This window comes from Egicoccus sp. AB-alg2, assembly GCF_041821065.1.
Taxonomy (GTDB): Bacteria; Actinomycetota; Nitriliruptoria; order Nitriliruptorales; family Nitriliruptoraceae; genus Egicoccus.
The window spans coordinates 63,977-86,456 of record NZ_JBGUAX010000008.1; the positions used below are offsets into that span (position 1 = coordinate 63,977).

16 protein-coding genes are annotated in these 22,480 nt (G+C 71.9%); 12 read left to right on the forward strand and 4 right to left on the reverse strand.

Annotated elements, in window-relative coordinates; genetic code table 11:
• Positions 1-333 precede the first annotated feature (333 nt).
• Complete coding sequence (locus tag ACERM0_RS16460) at positions 334-5,037, forward strand: ThuA domain-containing protein (RefSeq protein ID WP_373679710.1); 4,704 nt, start codon at positions 334-336, stop codon at positions 5,035-5,037.
• Positions 5,038-5,166: 129 nt separating this feature from the next.
• On the opposite strand, the gene ACERM0_RS16465 is transcribed toward ACERM0_RS16460, so the two are convergent.
• Positions 5,167-6,408, reverse strand: coding sequence for an ROK family protein (locus ACERM0_RS16465; RefSeq protein WP_373679711.1), 1,242 nt, complete (start codon positions 6,406-6,408; stop codon positions 5,167-5,169).
• A gap of 111 nt (positions 6,409-6,519) precedes the next feature.
• On the opposite strand from ACERM0_RS16465, the gene xylA reads away from it, so the two are divergent.
• On the forward strand, positions 6,520-7,851 hold the full coding sequence (xylA, locus tag ACERM0_RS16470) for a xylose isomerase (RefSeq protein WP_373679712.1): 1,332 nt from the start codon (positions 6,520-6,522) through the stop codon (positions 7,849-7,851).
• Between the two features lie 57 nt (positions 7,852-7,908).
• On the opposite strand, the gene ACERM0_RS16475 is transcribed toward xylA, so the two are convergent.
• From ACERM0_RS16475 to ACERM0_RS16485, 3 genes are read right to left on the reverse strand one after another with little or no spacing between them, the layout of a single operon-like run.
• Entirely contained in the window at positions 7,909-8,946 is a 1,038-nt protein-coding gene (locus ACERM0_RS16475; protein ID WP_373679946.1) for a LacI family DNA-binding transcriptional regulator, read from the reverse strand.
• Positions 8,946-9,806 carry a PmoA family protein gene (locus ACERM0_RS16480; protein ID WP_373679713.1) on the reverse strand — a complete coding sequence of 287 codons (861 nt, stop codon included), beginning with the start codon at positions 9,804-9,806 and terminating at the stop codon, positions 8,946-8,948. The genes ACERM0_RS16475 and ACERM0_RS16480 overlap by 1 nt, the downstream gene beginning before the upstream one ends.
• Entirely contained in the window at positions 9,803-10,981 is a 1,179-nt protein-coding gene (locus ACERM0_RS16485) for a Gfo/Idh/MocA family protein (protein ID WP_373679714.1), read from the reverse strand. Before ACERM0_RS16485 ends, ACERM0_RS16480 begins: the two co-directional genes overlap by 4 nt.
• Before the next feature lie 316 nt (positions 10,982-11,297).
• Between ACERM0_RS16485 and ACERM0_RS16490 the strand changes: the two genes are divergently transcribed.
• The 10 genes from ACERM0_RS16490 to ACERM0_RS16535 all read left to right on the forward strand — a co-directional run bounded on the left by ACERM0_RS16490 (position 11,298) and on the right by ACERM0_RS16535 (position 22,479).
• Entirely contained in the window at positions 11,298-12,281 is a 984-nt protein-coding gene (locus tag ACERM0_RS16490; RefSeq protein ID WP_373679715.1) for a carbohydrate ABC transporter permease, read from the forward strand.
• Entirely contained in the window at positions 12,268-13,140 is an 873-nt protein-coding gene (locus tag ACERM0_RS16495) for a carbohydrate ABC transporter permease (RefSeq protein WP_373679716.1), read from the forward strand. The genes ACERM0_RS16490 and ACERM0_RS16495 overlap by 14 nt, the downstream gene beginning before the upstream one ends.
• 120 nt (positions 13,141-13,260) lie before the next feature.
• On the forward strand, positions 13,261-14,664 hold the full coding sequence (locus tag ACERM0_RS16500) for an ABC transporter substrate-binding protein (protein WP_373679717.1): 1,404 nt from the start codon (positions 13,261-13,263) through the stop codon (positions 14,662-14,664).
• 81 nt (positions 14,665-14,745) lie between these two features.
• Positions 14,746-16,119 carry a Gfo/Idh/MocA family oxidoreductase gene (locus ACERM0_RS16505; RefSeq protein ID WP_373679718.1) on the forward strand — a complete coding sequence of 458 codons (1,374 nt, stop codon included), beginning with the start codon at positions 14,746-14,748 and terminating at the stop codon, positions 16,117-16,119.
• Between the two features lie 74 nt (positions 16,120-16,193).
• Positions 16,194-17,348, forward strand: a complete 1,155-nt coding sequence (locus tag ACERM0_RS16510; RefSeq protein ID WP_373679719.1) for a Gfo/Idh/MocA family protein — start codon at positions 16,194-16,196, stop codon at positions 17,346-17,348.
• The gene (locus ACERM0_RS16515) at positions 17,345-18,577 is read left to right on the forward strand and encodes a dihydrodipicolinate synthase family protein (RefSeq protein WP_373679720.1); all 1,233 of its coding nucleotides are present in this window, start codon (positions 17,345-17,347) and stop codon (positions 18,575-18,577) included. The genes ACERM0_RS16510 and ACERM0_RS16515 overlap by 4 nt, the downstream gene beginning before the upstream one ends.
• Positions 18,574-19,485 carry a sugar phosphate isomerase/epimerase family protein gene (locus ACERM0_RS16520; protein ID WP_373679721.1) on the forward strand — a complete coding sequence of 304 codons (912 nt, stop codon included), beginning with the start codon at positions 18,574-18,576 and terminating at the stop codon, positions 19,483-19,485. Before ACERM0_RS16515 ends, ACERM0_RS16520 begins: the two co-directional genes overlap by 4 nt.
• Positions 19,482-20,456 (forward strand): NAD-dependent epimerase/dehydratase family protein, encoded by a 975-nt coding sequence (locus ACERM0_RS16525; RefSeq protein WP_373679722.1) that lies wholly within the window; start codon positions 19,482-19,484, stop codon positions 20,454-20,456. Before ACERM0_RS16520 ends, ACERM0_RS16525 begins: the two co-directional genes overlap by 4 nt.
• 3 nt (positions 20,457-20,459) lie before the next feature.
• Positions 20,460-21,377, forward strand: a complete 918-nt coding sequence (locus ACERM0_RS16530) for a 5-dehydro-4-deoxyglucarate dehydratase (protein WP_373679723.1) — start codon at positions 20,460-20,462, stop codon at positions 21,375-21,377.
• Positions 21,370-22,479, forward strand: a complete 1,110-nt coding sequence (locus ACERM0_RS16535; protein WP_373679724.1) for a mandelate racemase/muconate lactonizing enzyme family protein — start codon at positions 21,370-21,372, stop codon at positions 22,477-22,479. Before ACERM0_RS16530 ends, ACERM0_RS16535 begins: the two co-directional genes overlap by 8 nt.
• Position 22,480 lies beyond the last annotated feature (1 nt).

The window sequence follows — 22,480 nt, forward strand, 5'->3', positions numbered from 1 at the left end:
GCTGCGTCGGGCGCCACCGTCCCGGGTTGCGCGGACGCCGAAATCCGGCGACGAGGGGGTGCCAGTCGTCCGGAACGCCGAGTGCGGCGCGCGCCGGGGTCATCGGTGTCAGCGAACTCCTCGGTTACGAAGCCTTGACGTCTAGTTCCAATCGGCTAGTTTGTTGGTCACTCCGCGAAAAAATGGATCGGCGGAGATGTGCCGCGGAAATTCGGTATGACGACGGCTCCGTCGTCGCGTGTTCCGAATGCCTGCTTGGGAGGGCGCCACCGCCTCGGCGGTCGAGAACGAGGCCGATCACCCGTGTCGCGGGTACCCAGGGAGAGATGTTCGATGAAACGCTCGACGCTTCGCGCCGTATGCCAGCTGCTGATGATCGCCTCGCTGGTGCTGTCGACGATGGGCACCGCCGTCGCGCAGGAGGAACCACCACCCGAGGAGCCGCCGGAGGAGGAGTACGCCGTCCTCTTCTTCCATCTCACGACCGGGTTCCGCCACGACTCGATCCCCGCGGCCATCGCTGCGGTCGAGGAACTGGGTGCGGAACACGGGTTCAGCGTGACGGCGACCCAGGACCCGACCGTCTTCGACGACGAGTCGCTTCGTGAGTACGCCGCCGTGGTCTTCTTCACCGACGGCGAGAACACGCTCGACCACGCCCAGCGGACGGCCTTCGAGCGCTACATGCACCGCGGTGGTGGGTTCGTCGGGTTGCACTCGACGTCCAACATGGACACCACCGACTGGCCCTGGTGGGAGGACCTGCTCGGCGGTGCCTTCTTCGCCAGCCACCCGCCGACCCAGGACGCCACGCTGGTCGTCGAGGACGGCGAGCACCCGTCCACGCTGCATCTGCCGGACACCCTCGAGTGGGCGAACGACGAGTGGTACGACTTCACCGCCAACCCGCGTGACGGTGGCGCCCACATCCTGCTGACCGTCGACGAGTCGACGTACGAGGGCGGTCAGATGGGCGACGACCACCCGATCGCCTGGTGCAACGAGTTCGACGGCGGGCGCACCTTCTACACCGCGCTCGGCCACTACGCCTTCCACTACGAGCAGGCCGCGCTGCGCCAGCACATCCTCGGCGGCATCCAGTGGGCGGCCGGCGTCGCGGACGGCGACTGCGGCGAGGCCCGCGAGGGTCCGCCGACCGAGGCGTCGTTCGAGCGCGTCGCGCTGGACGACAACACCGCCAACCCGATGCGCCTGGCCGTCACGAACGACGGTCGGTTGATCTACGTCGAGCTCGCCGGCACCGTCAAGGTCTACGACCCCGACACGCAGGCCGTGACCCAGGCGGCCCAGATTCCGGTCTACCGCGACCAGGAGAACGGCCTGCTCGGCATCGCGCTCGCGCAGGACTTCGACGACACCGGCCACCTGTACCTGTTCTACAGCGACCCGGACGAGGAGCAGCAGCACGTCTCGCGGTTCACCTTCGACGACCTGTCGAACACGATCGACCTGGACTCCGAGGTCGTGCTGCTCGAGATCCCGCACCAGCGCGTCGAGTGCTGCCACTCGTCGGGTGACCTCGACGTCGGGCCCGACGGGGCGCTGTACATCTCGACCGGTGACGACACCAACCCCTTCGGCTCGCAGAACTTCGCGCCGATCGACTACCGCGAGGGCCGCGACCCGTGGGACGCCGCCCGGACCTCGGGCAACACCGCGGACCTGCGCGGCAAGATCCTGCGGATCGTGCCGATGGACGAGCCGGGCGACACGCCCGGACTCGGATCCACCTACACGGTGCCCGACGACAACCTGTTCACCGAGGCGAACGACACCTACCACGACCTGTTCCCGGACGGCGCCTACGACCCGGACCTCGCCCTTCCCGAGATCTTCGTCATGGGACTGCGCAACCCGTTCGCGATCGCGGTCGACCAGGTGACCGGGGACCTGTGGTTCGGCGACGTCGGACCGGACTCGAACCCCTCGGGTGGCCACCACCCCGACCGTGGCCCGCGCGGTTACGACTCCTGGACCCGCACGAGCGAGGCGAGCAACTACGGTTGGCCGTTCTGCTACGTGTCGCACGAGCCGTACCGGCAGTGGGACTTCGCGACCCAGACCCCCGGTGACTGGTACGACTGCGAGGGCGGCGCGACCAACGACTCGCCGCGCAACGACGGCCTGGACCAGCTGCCGCCGGCCACGCCGCGGACGTTGTGGTACCCGTACTGCCCGTACACCGCGGAGCCGCCCTTTCCCGAGGTCCCCGGTGGCAACGTCGACGGTGGTCAGAACTACGGCTGTGGTCGGTCCGCCTTCATGGGCGACGTGTACAACTTCGACCACGAGGCCGAGGAGCCCGCGGAAGGGGCCTTCCCCGAGATCTTCGACGGCAAGTCGTTCGTGATGGAGTGGGAGCGCGACGTCCTGGCGACCATCGACGTCGACGACGACGGCCAGTACGTCGAGGGATCCTTCGAGGAGTTCGGCCACCGCTGGCGCTTCAGCGACGAGACCCGCATCCGGAAGCCGCACGACATGCAGTTCGGGCCTGACGGCAGCATGTACCTCATCGAGTGGGGCGACGACTTCAACTTCGCCGGTGGCGGCGTCAACGCGGACTCGGGCCTGTACCGGATCAGTTACGTCAAGGGTGGCCGGACGCCGGTCGCGAGTGCGTCGGCGACCCCGGACTCGGGCCAGCCCGACCTGGAGGTGAGCTTCTCCTCCGAGGGCAGCTACGACCCGGACGGCGAGGACGTCACGTACCTGTGGAGCTTCGGTGACGGCACCACCAGCACCGAGGCGAACCCCACGCACACCTACACCGAGATGGGGGTCTTCAACGCCCAGCTCACGGTGACCGACACCACGGACCGGTCGAGCAGTTCGACGGTGACCATCACCGTCGGCAACACCCGACCGGAGGTGACGATCGAGTTCCCGGAGCACGGACAGGTGTTCGACTGGGGCGACGAGATCCCGTTCCTGATCACCGTCGAAGACGCGGAGGAGGGCACGACCGGCGACGGCGACATCGACTGTTCGCAGGTCACCGTGCAGCGCGGCCTGTGGCACTCGTCCGGAGGCGCCGCCCACGTCCACCCCGGCCCGTCACAGAACACCTGTGAGGGGACGCTCACCACGCAGGCCGACGCCGACCACGGCGACGACGCGCACATCGCGACCGTGGTCACGGCCAGCTACACCGACGACGGCGGTGACGTGGGCGTGCCCCTGACGGGCGGGACGACCCACCTGCTGCAGCCACGGCTGAAGCAGGGGCACTTCACGAGCGAGGAATCCGACGACCTGACGCGCGCGCCCAGCGGCGACACCGAGTGCTGTGGGGACGCGATCGCCGGCTCCGATGGTGCGTGGGCGATGTACCAGCCCTACCACCTCGGCGACGTCGCGCAGATGCGGCTGCGCGTGGCGTCACTCGACGACACGACCATCGAGGTGCGCCGCGATGCGCCGGACGGCCCCGTGCTCGGGACCGTGGACGTCGCGGCGACGGCCGAGGTCGAGCGGGTCGATGGTCCGGACGGCTTCGGCAGTGCGGTGCGGTTGCATCCAAACGGTCCGAACTCGTTCGTGGACCTGCCCGACGACCTCGTGAACGATCTCGAGGACTTCACGATCAGCACCTGGGTGCACTGGAACGGCAGCCAGACCTGGGCCCGGATCTTCGACTTCGGGACCAACACGAGCAACTACATGTTCCTGACGCCGGCGGCGGCGGGTGCGGGACTGCGCTACGCCATCACCACGGGTAGTGGCGAGCAGATGATCAACGCACCCTCGGCGCTGCCCACGGACGGCTGGCAGCACGTGGCGGTGACCCTGTCGGGGACGACCGGCACCCTGTACCTCAACGGCGAGGCCGTCGGCACCAACACCAACATGACCCTGTCGCCCTCGGATCTCGGGAGCACCGACCAGAACTGGATCGGTGAGTCCCAGTGGGGCGCCGACCCGATCCTCGACGGTGCGGTGGACGACTTCCAGATCCACGACCGTGCGCTGACGGCGGACGAGGTCGCGGCCCTCATGGAGCCTCCGGGCGCCGACGCGAGTGGCGGCAACGTGGCCTGGTACCGCTTCGAGGAGGCCGGCGGCGCTCGCGCCGACGACTCCTCCGGTCAGGGCAACCACGGCACGATCGTCCAGGCCGCCGGAGCCGCGACCTACACCGACGTGCACGTCGACCTGGAACCGACGAACGAGACGCTCGAGCTGTACCTGGTGTTCCCGGGTGCCGAGGCGCGCGTGAACTTCCTCGAGATGCTCACGGCCGCCGAGCCGGAGCCGCCCTCGATCGAGGTCACGCTGGACCCCGCCGAACCCGACGGTCAGGACGGCTGGTACACGGCGAGCGTGCTGGGCACCTTGTCGTCGGACGATCCGGAGGCACACCTCGAGTGGCGCGTCGCGGGTGGAGACGACTGGACCGCCTGGGCCGAGCCCGTCGCCTTCGACCAGGACGGCGAGCACGAGATCGAGGCCCGCGCGACCGGCGACGGTGGCTCGTCCGAGATCGTGACGGTGGCGTTCCGGATCGACGCGACGCCACCGGAGACGCTGGCCACGGTCGAGGGGGAGCAGGACGGCGACGTGTACGTCGACGCCGCGTCCGTCATCCTCACGGCGCAGGACGCGACCTCCGGCGTGGCCACGACCGAGGTCCGTGTCGACGACGGCGACACCGTCGTCTACGACGATCCCGTGGTCCTCGCGGAGCCCGGCGAGTACACGGTCGAGTACCGCTCGATCGACGTCGCCGGCAACGCCGAGGACTGGCAGTCGCTCACGGTGACGGTGATGGTCGCCTGCACCGGCACGGTGGTCGTCGCCGGCATCGACTCGGGCGTGCGCGAACGGGCGGTCGACCTCGCGAACTGCATGGCCGACCGGATCGGGCCGCGCAGTGACCACCGCAACCACGGGCACTTCGTCGACCACGTGAAGGCCGTCGCCGACACGCTGGTGGACGAGGGGACCATCACGCGGGCGGAAGCCCGCCAAGTGCACACCGCTGGAGCACGGTCCAACACCGGGGGGCCGCGCTGAGCGAAGACGGTGGCTGCGGGATTCTCCCGTCCCGCGGCCACCGTCGGCCTCCGACCGGTCGCGCCCCACGGCGCGGCTGGTCGGGGCCGACGGCGAGCAGCTGCCGGGGCTGGTCGGGTGCGGGCCCGGCTAACCGACGTGCAGCCCGGGGTCCGACAACAGCTCCGCGAAGGCCAGCTCCGCCGCACCGACCAGCGGGGCACTCCCGCCGAGCGCACTGGGGACGATGCGCACCAACTCGCCCGGCGGATCCAGCACCCGGGTGGCGAGCCCCTCGCGAACGGAACGTTCGATGAGCGGGAACGTCTGGCGGTACAGGCCGCTGAGCACCACGAGCGAGGGATTGAGCAGGTTGACGAGGTTCCCGACGCCGATGCCGAGCCAGCGGCCGACGGCCTCCGCCGCGCCGAGCGCGGCCTCGTCGCCGGCCTCCGCGCGCGCCAGCAGCTCCGGGACGGCGACGGCGCCCGGGGCGTGCGGGTCCATGCCCGCCTCGCGTAGCAGGGCCGTCTGCCCGGCCGCCGTCTCCCAGCAGCCTCGGGCGCCACAGCCACAGCGCCGGCCCTGGGGATCGATCAGCATGTGGCCGGCTTCGCCGGCGTACCCGGCGGCGCCGAGCAGCGGCACGCCGTCGCTGATGACGCCGACGCCGATGCCGATCTCCCCGGAGACGAAGACGAGGTGGTCGACCCCGCGGCCCGCGCCGCGACGGTGCTCGGCCAGGGCCCCCAGATCGGCTTCGTTGGCGACGTGGACCGGCACGGGTCCGGGCAGGCGGGGCCGCAGGGCCGCGCGCAACGACGCGGCCAGCGGGACGTCGCGCCAGCCGAGGTTCGGCGCGAGATGGACGAAGCCGTCGCTGCGTCGCGTCACGCCGACCACCGCGACCCCCACGGCCGTGAGCGTGCCGCCGGACAGCGTCTCCAGCAGCGGGCCGGCCGCGGTCGCGAGATCGGCGACGAGGTCCTCGGGTGCGTGCTTCTGGGGGTCGTGGGGGACCGTGGCCGTGGAGACGACGTGGCCGCCGATCCCGACGGTCGCCACCGTGGCGGCGTCCGCCGCGAGTTCGATCGCCAGGACGTGGGCGCCCTCGGCCCGGGGGTGCACGACCGGTGAGGGGCGGCCGGGCCCGCTCGAGGCTGTGCCACCCACCTCGGTGACCAGGCCGAGGTCGACGAGTTCCGCGACCAGGGCGCCGATCGTCGACCGGTTCAGCCCGATGGCCGCGGTCAGCTCGGACCGGGACGTCCCGCCGTGGAGATGGACGTGGCGCAGCACCGCCGAGAGGTTGGCGCGGCGCAGTCCGCTGGCGCGGGCGCCGCGGCCGGAGACCGGGCGCGGCCCGACCGCGCCGGTGCCGTGTTCGTGCACCCGCCGAACTCCTCTGCCGTGAAGGGTGAGCTTACTGCCCGGGAGGCTTATTGTGGTTCTGAACAACAAAGCCGTGGTGGCCCCACGGCACGATGGATCCCGGAGGTCCCCATGACGGAAGCATTCTTCTCCGACGTCGCCGGCCGTGTCCCGTTCGGTGGCCTCGGAGGCGACGAGGACGTCGCGTACCGAGTCTATGACCCGGATCGCATCGTGGCCGGCAAGCGGATGGAGGACCACCTACGCATCGCCGTCTGCTACTGGCACTCGTTCGCCTGGTCGGGTGCCGACGTCTTCGGCGACGGGACCCTGGACCGGCCGTGGCTCCAGGACTCGGCGTCGCTCGACGCGGCCCGCCGCAAGATGGACGCGGCCTTCGAGTTCTTCACCAAGCTCGGGGTGCCGTTCTTCACCTTCCACGACGTCGACATCGCCCCGCAGGGCGAGCGGTTCTCGGACTTCGCGCGCAACCTGGAGACCATGGTCGAGGAGGCCGAGAAGCGCATGGCCGAGACGGGCGTGCGCCTGCTGTGGGGGACCGCCAACCTCTTCTCGCATCCCCGGTACGCCGCCGGCGCCGCGACCAACCCCGACCCGGCGGTGTTCGCCCACGCGGCGGCGCAGGTCCGTCACGCGCTCGAGGCGACACACCACCTCGGCGGTCAGAACTACGTGCTCTGGGGGGGTCGAGAGGGCTACGAGAGCCTGCTCAACACCCGTCTGGCGCACGAGGAGCGGCAACTGGCCCGCTTCCTGACCATGGTGGCCGAGCACAAGCGCGACATCGGCTTCGAGGGGCCGCTGCTGATCGAACCGAAGCCGGCGGAGCCGACCAAGCACCAGTACGACCACGACGCGGCGACGGTGCACGGGTTCCTGGCACGGTACGACCTGCTCGACGAGTTCCGGCTGAACCTCGAGGTCAACCACGCGACGCTCGCGGGACACAGCTTCCACCACGAGGTCGCCTACGCGGTCGAGCACGGCCTGTTCGGAAGCATCGACGCCAACCGCGGTGACGAGCAGAACGGGTGGGACACCGACCAGTTCCCCAACTCGGTGGACGAACTGTCGCTGGCGATGTACGAGATCCTGCGCGGTGGCGGGTTCACGACCGGAGGCTGCAACTTCGACACGAAGCTGCGCCGCCAGAGCATCGACCGGACCGACCTGTTCCACGGGCACATCGGCGGCATCGACACGCTCGCGCGTGCCCTGCTCGTGGCCGCGGAACTGCACGAGCGTGAGACCCTGTCGGCCGCCCGCGCGTCCCGGTACGCGGACTGGGACGGTGAGCTCGGTGCCGGCATCCTGGAGGGCCGCGAGACGTTGGCCAGCCTGGAACGCCGGGTGTCGGCGGGCGAGATCGTCCCGACCGGCCGGTCGGGCCGTCAGGAACTCCTGGAGAACCGCGTCAACGCGGCCATCTGGTCCGTCTCGTGAGGCGCGCGGTGGTCCGGCGGTCGTCGTCGCCGGACCACCCGCCGACCGCGGCGAGCGTCAAGCCGTGACCAGTTTGGTGCTGTCCCGCAGGATGACCTCGCCACGGACGCGCACCAGACGCGGGCCGCTGGGGTCGGGGTCCAGCGCCATCTGCGCCGCCTGACGGCCCATCTCCCGTAGCGGCAGCGCGACGGTGGTCAGCGCCGGGGTGACGTCGCGCAACGTCTCGATGTCGTCGAACCCGGCGACCGCCACGTCGTCGGGCACCGACAGGCCGTGCTCGCGCAGCGCCGCCATCGCTCCGACCGCCATCACGTCGTTGACCGCGAAGACGCAGCCCGGGCGTGCGCCCGCGGCGAGCAGGCGGCTCATGGCGTCGTGACCCCCGTCGCGCGTGAACGTGCCGTCGACCACGGGGACCTCGCCGCCCACGCCGCCGTCGCGGAGCCCCTCGCGGAAGCCGCGGACGCGGTCGCGGGCGGTCAGCAGGCCCTCGGGGCCGCCCAGCATCGCGAACGACCGGTGCCCGAGATCCACCAGCGCCCGGGCGAGGTCGCGTGCCCCCGCCCGGTTGAGCGGCTGCACCGTGTCCACGCCGAGGCGGTCCTGGCTGACCGCGGCGACCCGCCCGCCCGCGCGCCGGTAGGCGTCGATCTCGCGCGCGACCCTCGCCTGGTAGGCGCGGTCGTCCCAGCGGCTACCGACCATCACGATCGCCCGGGCCCGGTGGGCACGCAGGGTCGCGAGATACTCCAGTTCCCGTTCGCGGCGCTGCCGGGTGCTGGCGAGCACCACGGTGGTGTCCAGGTCCTCGGCCGCCTCGGTGACGCCGGCCGCGATGGCCGCGAAGTACGGATCCGAGATGTCATGGACGACCAACCCGACGAGGTTGCTCGCCCCACGCGCCACGGCTTGAGCCTGCGCGTTGGGGGAGTAGCCGAGCAGCTCCGCGGACCGCAGCACCCGCTCGCGGAACGCCGCCCCGACCGTGCGACCCGTGGATCCGTTCAGGACCCGGGACGCGGTCGCCAGCGACACCCCCGCGTGGCGGGCGACGTCCGCCAGCGTCACCGAACCGTTGCCCGTCGTGCTCATCATCGCCCCTCGTCCGTGCCGTCCGGGAGACGCCACCCGTCGGCCACCAACACCTCGAACTCGCGCTGCACCACGGCTCCCGGCGTCAGGACCACGGGATCCACGAACGCCAGGGCGGAGCACACCCCCGGGTAGCCCGCCACGCGGACGAACCAGGGATCGGCGCGCGTCACCTCGTCCATCGCGACGACCGCGACCGTCCACCGCCGCCCTGCGGTATCGCTGCCGTGGGCGGCGACCCAGTCGGCGACCGACCCGTGGACGGCCTGTTCGCCCTCCGCCGCCGGGGTGCGGACCCGCACCGGCTCCGGACCCGTCGGCAGACGCCAGAAGAAGCCACCGTAGCCGGCGCCGACCCGACCGTTGGTCGCCGGCGAGCCCAGCGGCAGGTCGGCGTCCGTGGTGTTGTGCAGCGCGAACGTCACGCCCAGACGCCAGGCACCCTCGTGGCTCTCGCGGACCTCGAGGTGGCGCTGCTCACGCAGTCGTCCCCGACCGTCGGGGCCGACCCACCGGAACTCGGCCTCGAGGCGGCGCTCATCGGCGGTGAGGGCGTCGACGGCCACGTGCCCGTGGTCGTCGCGCCACGTGTAGCCGCGGTCGCGGAGGTAGGTCCGCCCGCCCCAGAAGTTGACGCCGCCGACGTCCTGCAGGGTCACGGAGGCGCCGAGGTGCCAGCGGTGGTCCTCTGGATGGGTGTCCGTCACGACGACGCCCGCGGGAGTGGTGACGGGGTGCAGGTAGGGCCGCGGTGACCACTCGGGTGCGGTGTCGTTGCCGCTGCGCAGCTCGGCCCCGCCCCGGCCCGTGGCCGTCAGGCGGGCGAGGACGTCGGGGACCGGTGCACGGGTGCTGGTCACGAGGCAGCCTTGGTGGTGGAGTCGGCGGCGGCCCGCGCCCACGGCAGGCCGAGATCGGCGTAGGAGGCACGTTCCCGTGCGCTTCGCTGGACGGTGACGTCGATGCCGTCGACCACGACGCGGGGACCCGCCTCGTCCTCGACCCAGCGCGCGTACGGCGGGTCGATCGGCCGCGGCTCCGGCGCGTGACGCACGGCGTCGATCACCTGGGCGAAGCCCAGCGTGCGCTCGACGGGCGCGAGCAGCGTCGTGCGCTGGTCGCCGAGGTGGTCGAGGAGGTTGTCCAGCAGGTCCACGTCGTCGTGCACGACCTCGCGCTCGACGCCGTCGAGGGCCGTGCGCAGCCGGTGGGTCTTGTAGAAGACCTGCATCCACCCGCGGCTGCCCTGCAGGAGCAGGTAGGGCTCGACATGGCTGGGCGAGCACAACGTCACGGCGACCGACAGCCGGGTGCCGCGGCTGGTGGTGCCGGTCAGGCAGGAGGTGTCGTCGGCCTCGATGTCGTTGGCGTGGAACAGCTCGAGGTGCAGGTTCCGGAAGCCGCCGTCGACGCCGTCGCTGCCGTCGATGCGCAGCGCCGTGGCCGTGGCGTGCGCGAACGGGTTGGTCAGGGCCCCGTCGACCACGGGGCGGCCATCGAGCATCCGCCGGCCGGCCCAGGCGGCCCGCGCGTAGTAGGCGTCGCCACGGATCCAGGCGCCGGCCACACCGATGCCGTGCAGTTCACCCAGGGCACCGTCGGCGACCAGGCGCCGGGCGGCCTCGACCGCCTCGGAACCGAAGCTCTGGAACCCGATCTGGCAGGCCACCCCGGCGGCGACGGCCGCGTCGCGCAGGACCAGGTGCTCGTCACGGGTCGGCGCGGGCGGCTTCTCCAGCAGCACGTGCACGCCGGCCGCCATCGCCTGTGTCGCCAGCTCCAGGTGAGTGTGGATCGGGGTGCACAGGATCGCGATGTCGGGTGCGTGCCGTTCCAGCGCCGCCGCGAGCGTGTCGCTGCGCGGGACGTCCGCGAGTTGTCCGGCGAGGTCAGCCGTCGGCGGGCGCGGGTCGCAGACGCCCACCAGCCGGGCCCGCCCCGCCGCCGCCTGCCGCGCCAGGTTGCGCAGGTGCCAGCGACCGTGACCGTGCACGCCGGCCAGCACGACCCGGGCAGGTGTGGGGACGTGGACCATCGCGGGCGAACCTTTCCGTGCGAAGGATGCCACCCACCGCACACGCTGTCTCGGAAATCGCTTTCCCAGCTTTGCGGCCACCAACGTGGGTGTCAAGTCACGTTTTCCCGTTTTCCCGCGAATCGGCGGGATTCAGGGTCTTGACAGGTTCCGTCCGCCGCTGTTAGAAACCGCACTGCCGGGTCGGAAAACGCTTACCAGCGCACTCGGGGTCGCGGAGAGGCGGCCCTCGCAGAAGAGACCGATCCTGCATCAGTCACCGGGAGGACGACTCGATGGGCACCAGCCGCGAGGCCCGCAGGCACGAGGCCGTGTCGTGACCGCGACCGGCTCGGTCGAGCAGGCCACCGACACGCAACCGGCGGCGCCCCCGCGGCCGCCGGCGCCGGCGGTCCCCCCGCGTCGCCGGCGCCGGACCGGCCGCGTCGCCGAGGACCGGCGTGCCGCCTGGCTGTTCCTGTCGCCGTGGTTCGCGGGGCTCGCCCTCATCACCATCGGGCCGATCCTCGGGTCGCTGTACCTCTCGTTCACCGACTACAGCCTGCTGACCGCACCCGAGTGGACCGGGCTCGACAACTACCGGCGCATGCTGGACGACCCCCGGTTCTGGACCTCGCTGCGCGTGACCTTCACGTACGTCTTCGTGTCCGTCCCGCTGCAGCTCGGCTTCGCCCTGCTCCTCGCGATGGTGCTCAACCGCGGCGTCCGGGGCCTGCCCATCTACCGCTCGATCTACTACCTGCCGTCGCTGCTCGGCAGCAGCGTGGCGATCGCCATCCTGTGGCGGCGCGTCTTCGGTGCCGAGGGGCTGGTCAACTCCGTGCTCGCGATCGTGGGGATCCAGGGGCCGGGCTGGGTCTCGCACCCCGACTGGGCGCTGTCGAGCCTGATCGTGCTGAACGTGTGGACCTTCGGTTCGCCGATGGTCATCTTCCTGGCCGGGCTGCGGCAGATCCCCACGATGTACTACGAGGCGGCCCAGGTCGACGGCGCGGGCGCCTGGCAACAGTTCCGCAGGATCACGCTGCCGCTGCTCACGCCGATCATCTTCTTCAATCTGGTCCTGCAGCTGATCAACGCCTTCCAGAGCTTCACCCAGGCGTTCATCGTCAGCGGCGGCACCGGGGGACCGGCCGATTCGACGCTGTTCTACACGCTCTACCTCTACCAGCGCGGGTTCGGCTCCTTCGACATGGGTTATGCGTCGGCGCTCGCCTGGGTGCTGCTGTTGATCGTGGCGGGTCTCACCGCCGTCAACTTCCTGGCCTCCAAGTACTGGGTGTTCTATGGCGACGAGTGAGCTCACCCTGCCCCGCGCCGCCGCCGGACGTCCCCGGCGTCGCCGCAAGTGGCCGATCCATCTCGGTCTGATCCTGTTCGGTCTCGTGCTGCTCTACCCGCTGCTGTGGATGCTGGCGAGCTCGTTCAAGCCGACCGCGGAGATCTTCACCCAGCCCGGCCTGATCCCGTCGCAGTGGCGGCTGGAGAACTACCCCGAGGGCTGGGAGGCGCTGCGTCACCCCTTCAGCCGCTACCTGATGAACTCGGCCATGGTGGTGATGGGCGCGGTCGTGGGCAACCTCGTCGCCTGCTCGCTGGCGGCCTACGCCTTCGCGCGCCTGGAGTTCCCGGGCAAGAAGCTCTGGTTCGCGGTCATGCTCGGCACGATCATGCTGCCGATCCACGTCATCATCGTGCCGCAGTACATCCTGTTCTCGCAGCTGGAGTGGATCAACACCTTCTACCCGCTGATCGTGCCGAAGTTCCTGGCCACGGACGCCTTCTTCATCTTCCTGATGGTGCAGTTCATCCGGGCCCTGCCACGCGAGTTGGACGACGCCGCCCGCATCGACGGGTGCGGGCACTTCGGGATCTTCCTGCGGGTGATCCTGCCGCTGTCCGTGCCGGCGCTGGCGACCACGGCGATCTTCACGTTCATCTGGACCTGGAACGACTTCTTCAGCCAGCTGATCTTCCTGACCAGCCCCGATCTCTACACCGTTCCGGTGGCGCTGCGGACCTTCGTGGACGCCACCAGCGCGACCCCGTGGGGGCCGCTGTTCGCGATGTCGATCGTCGCGATCGGCCCCATCTTCGGGTTCTTCCTCGCCGGGCAGCGCTACCTCGTCCAGGGGATCGCGACGACCGGCATCAAGTGACCCGCACGCCCGTCCGGGCCGGACGGCGACGTCACGGCCCTGGCCCGACCCGCGCCTCCATCCGGGCGCGAACCCCCGGCTCCGCCGACGCGGAGCAGACCGAAGCAAAGGGAGAGCAAGGTGCACGCATTGGGAGAACGCTCTGCACGCCGATCGGCGAGACGGGCCACGGCCCTCGTCGGCGGCCTCGCGCTGCTGGTGACCGCCTGCGGTGGCGGTGACGGCGGTGGCCCGGCCGGCGGCGCCGAGGCGGCGGCCGACCAGGAGTCGACGAACGACGCCGGCAACGACACGGGGGACGGCGGCGAGGACGGCGGCGAAGGCGGCGAAGGCGGCGAACAGGTGACGTTGCGGTTCTCGTGGTGGGGCTCCGACGCCCGGCACGAGGACACGCAGGAGGTCATCGACCGCTTCGAGGCCAAGTACCCCCACATCACCGTCGAGGGGGAGTTCACCGGCTGGGGCGACTACTGGGACCGGCTGGCCACGACCGTCGCCGGTGGGGACGCGCCCGACATCATCCAGCACGAATCGCGCTACCTGCGCGAGTACGCCGACCGGGGCGCACTGCTCGACCTCAACGAGGTGGCGGACACGCTCGACCTGTCCGAGCTCGACCCGCTGGTCGCCGACTCGGGCACCGTCGAGGGCGCCGTCTACGGCGTGCCCACGGGCATCAACGCCTACACGCTGTTCGCGGACCCGCAGGCCTTCGAGGAGGCCGGAGTGGAGATGCCCGACGACACCAGCTGGACCTGGGAGGACTTCGTCGGACTCGCGGCGCAGATCAGCGCGAACAGCGACTACTACGGTGCCCAGGACAAGGGCTACAACGAGACCGACCTGCAGATCTTCGCCCGGCAGCGCGGCGAGGACATGTACACCGAGGACGGCCAGCTCGGCTTCAGCGAGCAGACGGCCGCGGACTGGTGGCAGCTGGGTCTGGAGATGCAGGAGACCGCCGGCACCCCCAACGCCTCCATCACGACCGAGGTGCAGGCCGGTGGCGTCGACCAGTCGCTGATCGCGACCAACCGCGGCGCGATGGCGTTCTTCTGGACCAACGAGCTCGGTGCCCTGACCGACACCTCCGGACGTGACCTGGAGCTGCTGCGCTACCCCGGCGAGTCCCAGCACGAGCAGCCCGGCATGTTCTTCAAGCCGGCGATGTTCTACTCGGTCGCGTCGACCACGGCGCACCCGGAGGAGGCGGCGCTCTTCCTCGACTTCCTGCTCAACGACGAGCAGGCCGCGGACGTCATCAAGAGCGACCGCGGGCTGCCCGCCAACACCCGGATCCGCGAGCACGTCCTCGCGGACCTGAGCGACGCCGAGCAGCAGGCGGCCGACTTCCTCGCCGAGATCGAGGACGAACTGGCCACCCCGCCGCCGGTGCCGCCGGTCGGCGCGGGCGAGATCGTCTCGATCGTGCAGCGCATCAACGAAGAGGTGCTGTTCGGCCGGTTGAGCCCCGACGAGGCCGCGGCGCGGTTCCTCCAGGAGGCCAACGCCGCCATCGGCTGACCCCGACCACGGCGGGGGTCGTGCGCGCCCCGACCGCGACCCCCGCCGTCTCCACCCACCCGATCGACCCGAGGAGCCCGCGTGACGACCGACGCCGCCCCGCCCCGGCGCTATCTCGTCGTCGGCACCGGGCACCGCGCCGAGCTGTTCCTCGAGGCGCTGCGCACCACGCACCGCGACGTCGGCCGCGTGGTCGCGCTGTGCGACACCAATCCGACCCGCATGGCACACCACGCCGCCGCGTTCGGTGACGAGGTGCCCGCCACCTACCGTGCCGACGACTTCGCCCGCGCCCTGGACGAGCAGCGTCCGGACGGCGTCGTGGTGTGCAGCGTGGACGCCACCCACCACCGCTACGTCGTCCCCGCGCTGGCGGCCGGCTGCCACACCGTCGTGGAGAAGCCGCTGACCACCACGGCCGAGGCGTGCCGCGCCATCGTGGCCGCTGCCGAGCGCGGTCCCGGGCGGCTCACGGTCACCTTCAACTACCGCTACGCGCCCCGCAACAGCCGCGTGAAGCAGCTGTTGCTCGAGGGCGCGATCGGCAGGCCCACGTCGGTGCACTTCGAATGGGTGCTCGACACCGTGCACGGCGCCGACTACTTCCGCCGCTGGCACCGCGACAAGGCCAACTCCGGCGGCCTGTTCGTGCACAAGGCGACCCACCACTTCGACCTCGTCAACTGGTGGCTCGACGACGTGGCCGACACCGTCAACGCCCAGGCCGCGCTGCGCTTCTACGGCGACGTCAACGCCCGCGAACGCGGACTGGGCGAACGTCCGGCCCACGGTCGCGACCTGTTGGACGACCCGTTCGCGATCGACCTGGCCGGTGACGACCGGTTGCGGGCGCTCTACCTCGACGCGGAGGCCGAGGACGGCTACCGCCGCGACGTGGACGTGTTCGCGCCCGGCATCACGATCGAGGACAACCACGCCGTGCTGGTCCGCTACCGCCGCGGTGCCTTCCTGAGCTACGCGCTCAACGCCCACAGCCCCTGGGAGGGCTACCGCGTCGCGATCAACGGCACCCGGGGACGCCTCGAGCTCGACGTCGTCGAGCGGGCGGAGATCCTCCACGGCCAGGCCGCGGACGTCGTCAACGGCCGCCGCCGCGAGGTGGACCCCAGCGCCGTCGAGGTGGCGGACACGTCCGCGGTCCGCCGGCGCGGCACGCGGCTGGTGCTGCAGCGCCACTGGTCGCCCGCCGAGGTCGTCGACGTCGTGGAGGAGGGCGGCGGCCACGGCGGCGGCGACCGCCGCCTGCTCGACGACGTGTTCCGCGGCACGGATCCGGCCCGTGACCCGCTGGGCCGCGCGGCCGGCCACCTCGACGGCGTGCGCAGCGTGCTGGTGGGTGTGGCCGCCAACGCCTCGGCCGCCGCCGACGGCGCCCCGGTCCGCCTCACCGACCTCGACGTCCCGGTGGACCCGCCGGTGTCCGCCCCCACCTGAGCCCCCGATCTCCCCGGCCTCGCCCGACGACGCCGGACGACGCCAGCACCGACCACAGCGAGAGAGCACCACGAATGACGACCACGACGCTTCCCATCATCCTCAACGGTGTGACCGGTCGCATGGGCTACCGCCAGCACCTGGTGCGCTCGCTGCTCGCCCTACGCGACGAGGGCGGCCTGCCGCTGCGTGACGGGGTCCGCCTGCTGCCCGAGCCGATCCTCGTGGGACGCAACGAGCACAAGCTGCGCGACATCGCCGAGCGGCACGGCATCGCCCGCTGGACCACCGACCTCGACGGCGTCCTGGCGGACCCGGACGTGCCGGTCTACTTCGACGCCCAGGTCACCCAGGCCCGCGAGAAGGCGATCAAGGCGGCCATCGCCGCCGGCAAGCACGTCTACACGGAGAAGCCGACGGCCGAGAGCCTGGACGGTGCACTGGAGCTTGCCCGTCTCGCCGCCGACGCCGGCGTGAAGAACGGGGTCGTGCAGGACAAGCTGTTCCTGCCCGGCCTGATCAAGCTCAAGCGGCTGATCGACGGCGGCTTCTTCGGCCGGATCCTGTCGGTGCGCGGCGAGTTCGGCTACTGGGTCTTCGAGGGCGACTGGCAGGAGGCACAGCGCCCGAGCTGGAACTACCGCCGCGAGGACGGCGGCGGCATCGTCGTGGACATGTTCTGCCACTGGTCCTACGTGCTGCACGAGTTGTTCGGACGGGTCGAGGCCGTCACCGCCAAGGCCATCACGCACGTGCCCGAGCGCATCGACGAGCACGGCGAGCGTTACGCTGCCACCGCCGACGACGCCGCCTACGGCATCTTCGAGTTGGCCGGCGGGATCGTCGCGCAGCTCAACTCGTCCTGGTGCGTACGGGTCTACCGCGACGAGTTGGTCGAGTTCCAGGTCGACGGCACCCACGGCAGCGCGGTCGCCGGCCTGCGCGAGTGCCGCATCCAGCACCGCGCCACGACCCCGAAGCCGGTCTGGAATCCTGACCTGCCCGTCACCGAACGTTTCCGCGACCAGTGGCAGCTGGTGCCCGACAACGCCGAGTTCGACAACGGCTTCAAGGTCCAGTGGGAGCAGTTCCTGCGCCACGTCGTCGAGGACGCCCCCTTCCCCTACGGCTTCCTCGCCGGCGCCCGCGGCGTGCAGCTGGCGGCCCTGGGACTGCGCTCCTCCGACGAGGGCTGCCGCGTCGAGGTGCCGGAGCTGGAGCTGGCATGACCACGATCACCCTGCCCCGCCCCGACGGTCGTTACGAGCGGTTCGAGCTGTCACCGCCACCAGCGCTGCCGGTCCCGCCCGGCCCACCGCGCTCACGGGTCGTCTACGCCGCCGCCCACGTCGTGGCCGACCCGCTGAGCGACACGACCCCGGACGCGCCGGCCCGGCTGAACTGGGACGCGACGCTGGCGTTCCGCCACCATCTGTGGGACCTCGGGCTCGGTGTCGCCGACGCGATGGACACCGCCCAGCGCGGCATGGGTCTGACCTGGGACACGTGTGCGGAGCTGATCCGCCGCTCGGCCGCGGAGGCGGCCGGCCGCGGCGCCCGGATCGCCGTCGGCGTCGGCACCGACCACGCGGCCGCCGACCTGCCCGACACCAAGGCGGTCCTGGACGCCTACCGCGAGCAGCTCGAGGTCGTGGTGCCCACCGGCGCCACGCCGATCCTCATGGCCAGCCGGCAGCTCGTGCGTGCCGCCCGCGGACCCGAGGACTACCTCGAGGTCTACGGCCAGCTGCTCGACGACCTGCCCGACGGCGCGATCCTGCACTGGCTCGGGCCCATGTTCGACCCGGCCCTGGCCGGCTACTGGGGCGCGGCCGACGTCGCCGTCGCCACCGACCACGTGCTGGCGCTGATCGAGCGGCACGCCGACCGCGTCCAGGGCGTCAAGGTGTCGCTGCTCGACCTCGACCACGAGGTGGACCTGCGCCGCCGGCTGCCCGAGGGCGTCCGGCTGTTCACCGGCGACGACTTCCACTACCCGGAACTGATCGAGGGTGACGCGCAGGGGTACTCCGACGCGCTGCTGGGGATCCTGGACCCGATCGCACCGGTCGCGGCCGCGGCGCTGCAGGCGCTCGACGCCGGCGATCGGGACCGCTACCGCGAATTGCTGGCCCCGACCGTGCCGCTGGCCAGGCACGTGTTCGGCGCACCGACGAAGTACTACAAGGTCGGCATCGTCTTCCTCGCCTGGCTCGCCGGTCACCAGGCGGCGTTCGCCATGGTCGGTGGGCTGGCGTCCGGCCGCAGCCTGCCGCACCTCGCGGAGACGTTCCGGCTGGCCGACCGCGCGGGGCTGCTGCCCGACCCCGAGCTGGCCGCCGCGCGGATGCGGGCGCTGCTGGTCGTGCACGGCCTCGACGGCGGTGCCGTGAGCGGCGGAATCGGCCCCATGATGCCCTTGGAGGGGCCGATTGCGGTCTCGGAGGAGGGGACGTGAGCGCCGCCGACACCGCGACGAACGTCGACGCGCCGCTGGGCGCGCCGGCACGCGTGCCGACCCCGCCCGCGGGCGACCCGCGCCTCGCGCGCCTGGCGCTGAACCAGAAGACCACCGACGGTTGGGACCTGCAGGACCTGGTCGCCGGCTGCCTCGACGCGGGTCTGCCGGCGGTCGGGCTGTGGCGCGAGCCCGTCCAGGCCCACGGCGTCGAGCGCGCCGCCGCCCTGGTCCGCGAGGCCGGGCTGCGCGTGTCGTCGCTGTGTCGCGGCGGGTTCCTCACCACCGACGACCCCGCCGGGCGGCAAAACGCCCTGGCCGACAACCGGCATGCCATCGACGAGGCCGCGACCCTCGGCGCCCCGTGCCTGGTCATGGTGGTGGGCGGGCTGCCGGCGGGCTCGACCGACCTGCGGGGCGCGAGGGCCCGCGTCGCCGCCGCTCTCGAGGACCTCGTGCCCCACGCCCTGGACCGCGGGGTCCAGTTGGCGCTGGAGCCGCTGCACCCGCTGTTCTGCGCCGACCGGGCCGTGCTGTCGACCCTCGGGCAGGCACTGGACCTCGCCGCCCCCTATCCGGCGGAAGCGGTCGGCGTGGTCGTCGACGCCTACCACGTCTGGTGGGACCCGCAGCTGGACGCACAGATCGCCCGGGCGGCCGGCCGGATCGCCAGCTACCAGGTGTGCGACTTCGTCCTGCCGCTGGCCGACGACCCGCTGCTGTCGCGCGGGATGATGGGGGACGGGTTCGTCGACTTCGCGTCCCTGTCGCGCGCCGTGGCCGCGGCCGGCTACGACGGCGACGTCGAGGTGGAGATCTTCGACCGGGCCCTGTGGGACGCCGATCCGCGGCAGGTCGTGGACACGGTCAAGCGTCGCTACGTGGAGCTGGTGGAGCCGTCGCTGTGAGCCGGGTGCTGATCACCGGTGCGGCCGGGCGCCTCGGGCGCTCGACGGTCGCCTGGTTCCTGGCGCGCGGCCACGACGTCGTGGCCGTCGACCGGGTGGCACTCGATGCGACCAGCGAAGCGGCCGGTCACGCCGGCGCCGCACCGCGGACGGTGGTGGCCGATCTCACCGACGCCGACCGGGCCGCGCAGGTCGTCGCGGAGGCCCGTCCCGACGCGATCGTCCACCTCGCCGCCATCGCGGTGCCCTTCAGTGCCCCCGAGCCGACGATCTTCGCCGTCAACACCGCGATGGCGTTCAACGTCTGCCAGGCCGGCGCCGACGTCGGGGTCGACGCGGTCGTGGTGGCCTCCAGCCCCACGCCGATCGGCTACGGCAACCCACGCGGGTGGACGCCGCGGTACCTGCCGCTCGACGAGGACCACCCGCTCGAGCCGTGGCACGCCTACGGCCTGTCGAAGGTCGTCCTGGAGGAGACCGTCCGTGCCTTCGCCCGCGCCGCGGGCGACCGGACCCGCTTCCACGCCGTGCGCCCGTGCTACGTCATTGCACCGGAGGAGTGGGCCGGCGCGCCCACCCAGCAGGGCCACACCGTCCGCGAACGGTTGCTCGATCCCGCCCTGTCGGCCGTGGCGCTGTTCAACTACGTCGACGCCCGCGACGCCGCGGCGCTGTTCGAGTGCCTGGTGACGGCGGGCGACGAGGTCCCGAACGGCGAGGTGTTCTTCGCCGCCGCGCCGGACGCGCTGGCCACCGCCCCGCTGGCCGAGCTGCTGCCGGCCTTCCATCCGGGCACGACCACCGCGGCCACGGCCCTGACCGGCGACGCGCCGGCCTTCACCGCGGCCAAGGCGCAACGCCTCCTCGGCTGGACGGCCCGCCACACCTGGCGGCACGAACTGCACGACACCACCGACCTGCTCACGACGGCGCGCGCGGCCGCGCCGACGGCACCCGCCCAGGAGGGCTGACCCATGTTGCACGACGGCGTGCTGTTCTTCCCGGTGACCCCGTTCGACGAGACCGGCGCGGTCGCCACCGACGTCCTCGCCAAGCACGTCTCCGACCGGCTGGCACACGACCCGGGCGGCGTGTTCGTCGCCTGCGGGACCGGCGAGTTCCACGCCCTGGACACCGACGAACACGCCATCGCGACCCGGGCCGCCGTCGAGGTGGTCGCCGGCCGGGTCCCCGTGGTGGCCGGTACCGGCGGGCCGCTGCCGCTGGCGCGCACCTGCGCCCGGCAGGCGCAGGCGGCCGGCGCCGACGCGCTGCTGCTGCTGCCGCCCTACCTGGTCGGTGGCCCCGCGCGGGGCGTCGTGGACTACGTCATGGGTGTCGCCGACGCCAGCGACCTGCCGGTGATCCTCTACCAGCGCAGCCAGGTTCGTTTCGACGTGGACGGGCTGCGCCGCCTCGCCGCCCACCCCAGGGTGATCGGGCTGAAGGACGGCACCGGGGACTTCGACCTCCTGCAGCGGCAGCTACTGGCGCTGCGGGCCGATCTCGGCGACGCGCTCGGCCACGACTTCCTGCTGTTCAACGGGTTGCCGACCGCGGAGTTCACGATGCCCGCCTATCGTGGCATCGGGATCACGCGCTGGTCGTCGGCGGCGTTCGCCTTCGTGCCGGAGCTGGCCCGCGCGTTCCACGACGCACACGTCGGCGGTGACGTGGCGCGCGAGCGCGAGCTGCTGAGCCGTTTCTACGCCCCGCTCGTGGTCCTGCGCGACCGGGTCCCCGGCTACGCCGTGTCGCTGGTCAAGGCCGGCGTACGGCTGCGTGGCCTCGAGGTGGGGCCGGTCCGTGCCCCACTGGCCGAGCCGACCGCCGAGGACCTGGCCGAACTCGAGCGCCTGATCGCGCTCGGCCTCGAGCTCGCCGATGGCTGACCGACTCGCGATCGAGGAGCTGAGCACGCGACACCTCGTGCTCGAGCTGGCACGACCGTGGGGTCCGGACGTGCCCCACAACCACCTGATCGTGGTCGACGTCACGCTGTCCGACGGCAGCGTCGGGACCGGCGTGAGCTGGACACCGCGCGTCGGTCCCGAGGCCGTGCAGGCACTGCTCGACCACGACGTGCGGCGGGTGGTGGCCGGCATGCCGGCCGAGCCCGAACTGGTCTGGGACCGCCTGTGGGAGCGCCTGCACGAGGGTGGCAGCGGTGGCCTGACGACCATCGCGATGGCCGGCCTCGACCTCGCCCTGTGGGACGCCCGCGGCAAACGCCAGGGCCGCAGCCTGGTGGACCTGCTCGGACGCCGGCACGACGAGGTGCCGACCTACGGCAGCGGGATCAACCTCCACTACCCGCTGGACGACCTGCTGTCGCAGGTGCAGGGCTGGGTCGACGACGGCCAGACCGCCGTCAAGATCAAGGTCGGGCGGCCGCGGCTGTCCGAGGACGTGCAGCGGGTGGCGGCCGTCCGCGAGGTGCTCGGCCCCGACCGTGCGCTGATGATCGACGCGAACCAACGCTGGGACCTGCCCACGGCCAGACGTGCCATCGACGCCCTGGCGCCCTACGACCTCCACTGGGTCGAGGAGCCGCTGCTGGCCGACGCGACCTGGGCCTACGCGCAGCTGCGCCGGTCCGTGGACGTGCCGATCGCGCTGGGCGAGAACGCCCACACCGTCCACCGGTTCCGCGACCTGCTGGACGCCGGTGCGGTCGACGTGGTGCAGCCGAACGTGGTCCGCGTCGGCGGCATCACCCCGTTCCTGCGCATCGCCGAGATGGCCGCCACCTATGGCGTCGGCCTGGCCCCGCACCTGCTGCCCGAGCTTTCCGGGCAGCTGGCACTCTGCCTGCCGGGACCGACCTGGGTCGAGGACGTCGACCGCGCGTCCTTCGCGGCCCTCGGCGCACTCGCGGAACCCTGCGGTGTCACCTGCGTCGCCGGCCGGCTGACCGCCGCGACCGGACCCGGACTCGGCCTGTGCTTCGTCGACCGCCTCCCGGACCCGACGACCGACCCCCGAAAGGCCTGAC

What these genes read in the sequence shown, in the direction of transcription:
- ACERM0_RS16460 (WP_373679710.1), top strand. Translation starts at nt 334, where the DNA reads ATGAAACGCTCGACGCTTCGCGCCGTATGCCAGCTGCTGATGATCGCC.
- xylA (WP_373679712.1), top strand. Translation starts at nt 6,520, where the DNA reads ATGACGGAAGCATTCTTCTCCGACGTCGCCGGCCGTGTCCCGTTCGGT.
- ACERM0_RS16475 (WP_373679946.1), bottom strand. Translation starts at nt 8,946, where the DNA reads ATGAGCACGACGGGCAACGGTTCGGTGACGCTGGCGGACGTCGCCCGC.
- ACERM0_RS16485 (WP_373679714.1), bottom strand. Translation starts at nt 10,981, where the DNA reads ATGGTCCACGTCCCCACACCTGCCCGGGTCGTGCTGGCCGGCGTGCAC.
- ACERM0_RS16495 (WP_373679716.1), top strand. Translation starts at nt 12,268, where the DNA reads ATGGCGACGAGTGAGCTCACCCTGCCCCGCGCCGCCGCCGGACGTCCC.
- ACERM0_RS16510 (WP_373679719.1), top strand. Translation starts at nt 16,194, where the DNA reads ATGACGACCACGACGCTTCCCATCATCCTCAACGGTGTGACCGGTCGC.
- ACERM0_RS16515 (WP_373679720.1), top strand. Translation starts at nt 17,345, where the DNA reads ATGACCACGATCACCCTGCCCCGCCCCGACGGTCGTTACGAGCGGTTC.
- ACERM0_RS16530 (WP_373679723.1), top strand. Translation starts at nt 20,460, where the DNA reads ATGTTGCACGACGGCGTGCTGTTCTTCCCGGTGACCCCGTTCGACGAG.
- ACERM0_RS16535 (WP_373679724.1), top strand. Translation starts at nt 21,370, where the DNA reads ATGGCTGACCGACTCGCGATCGAGGAGCTGAGCACGCGACACCTCGTG.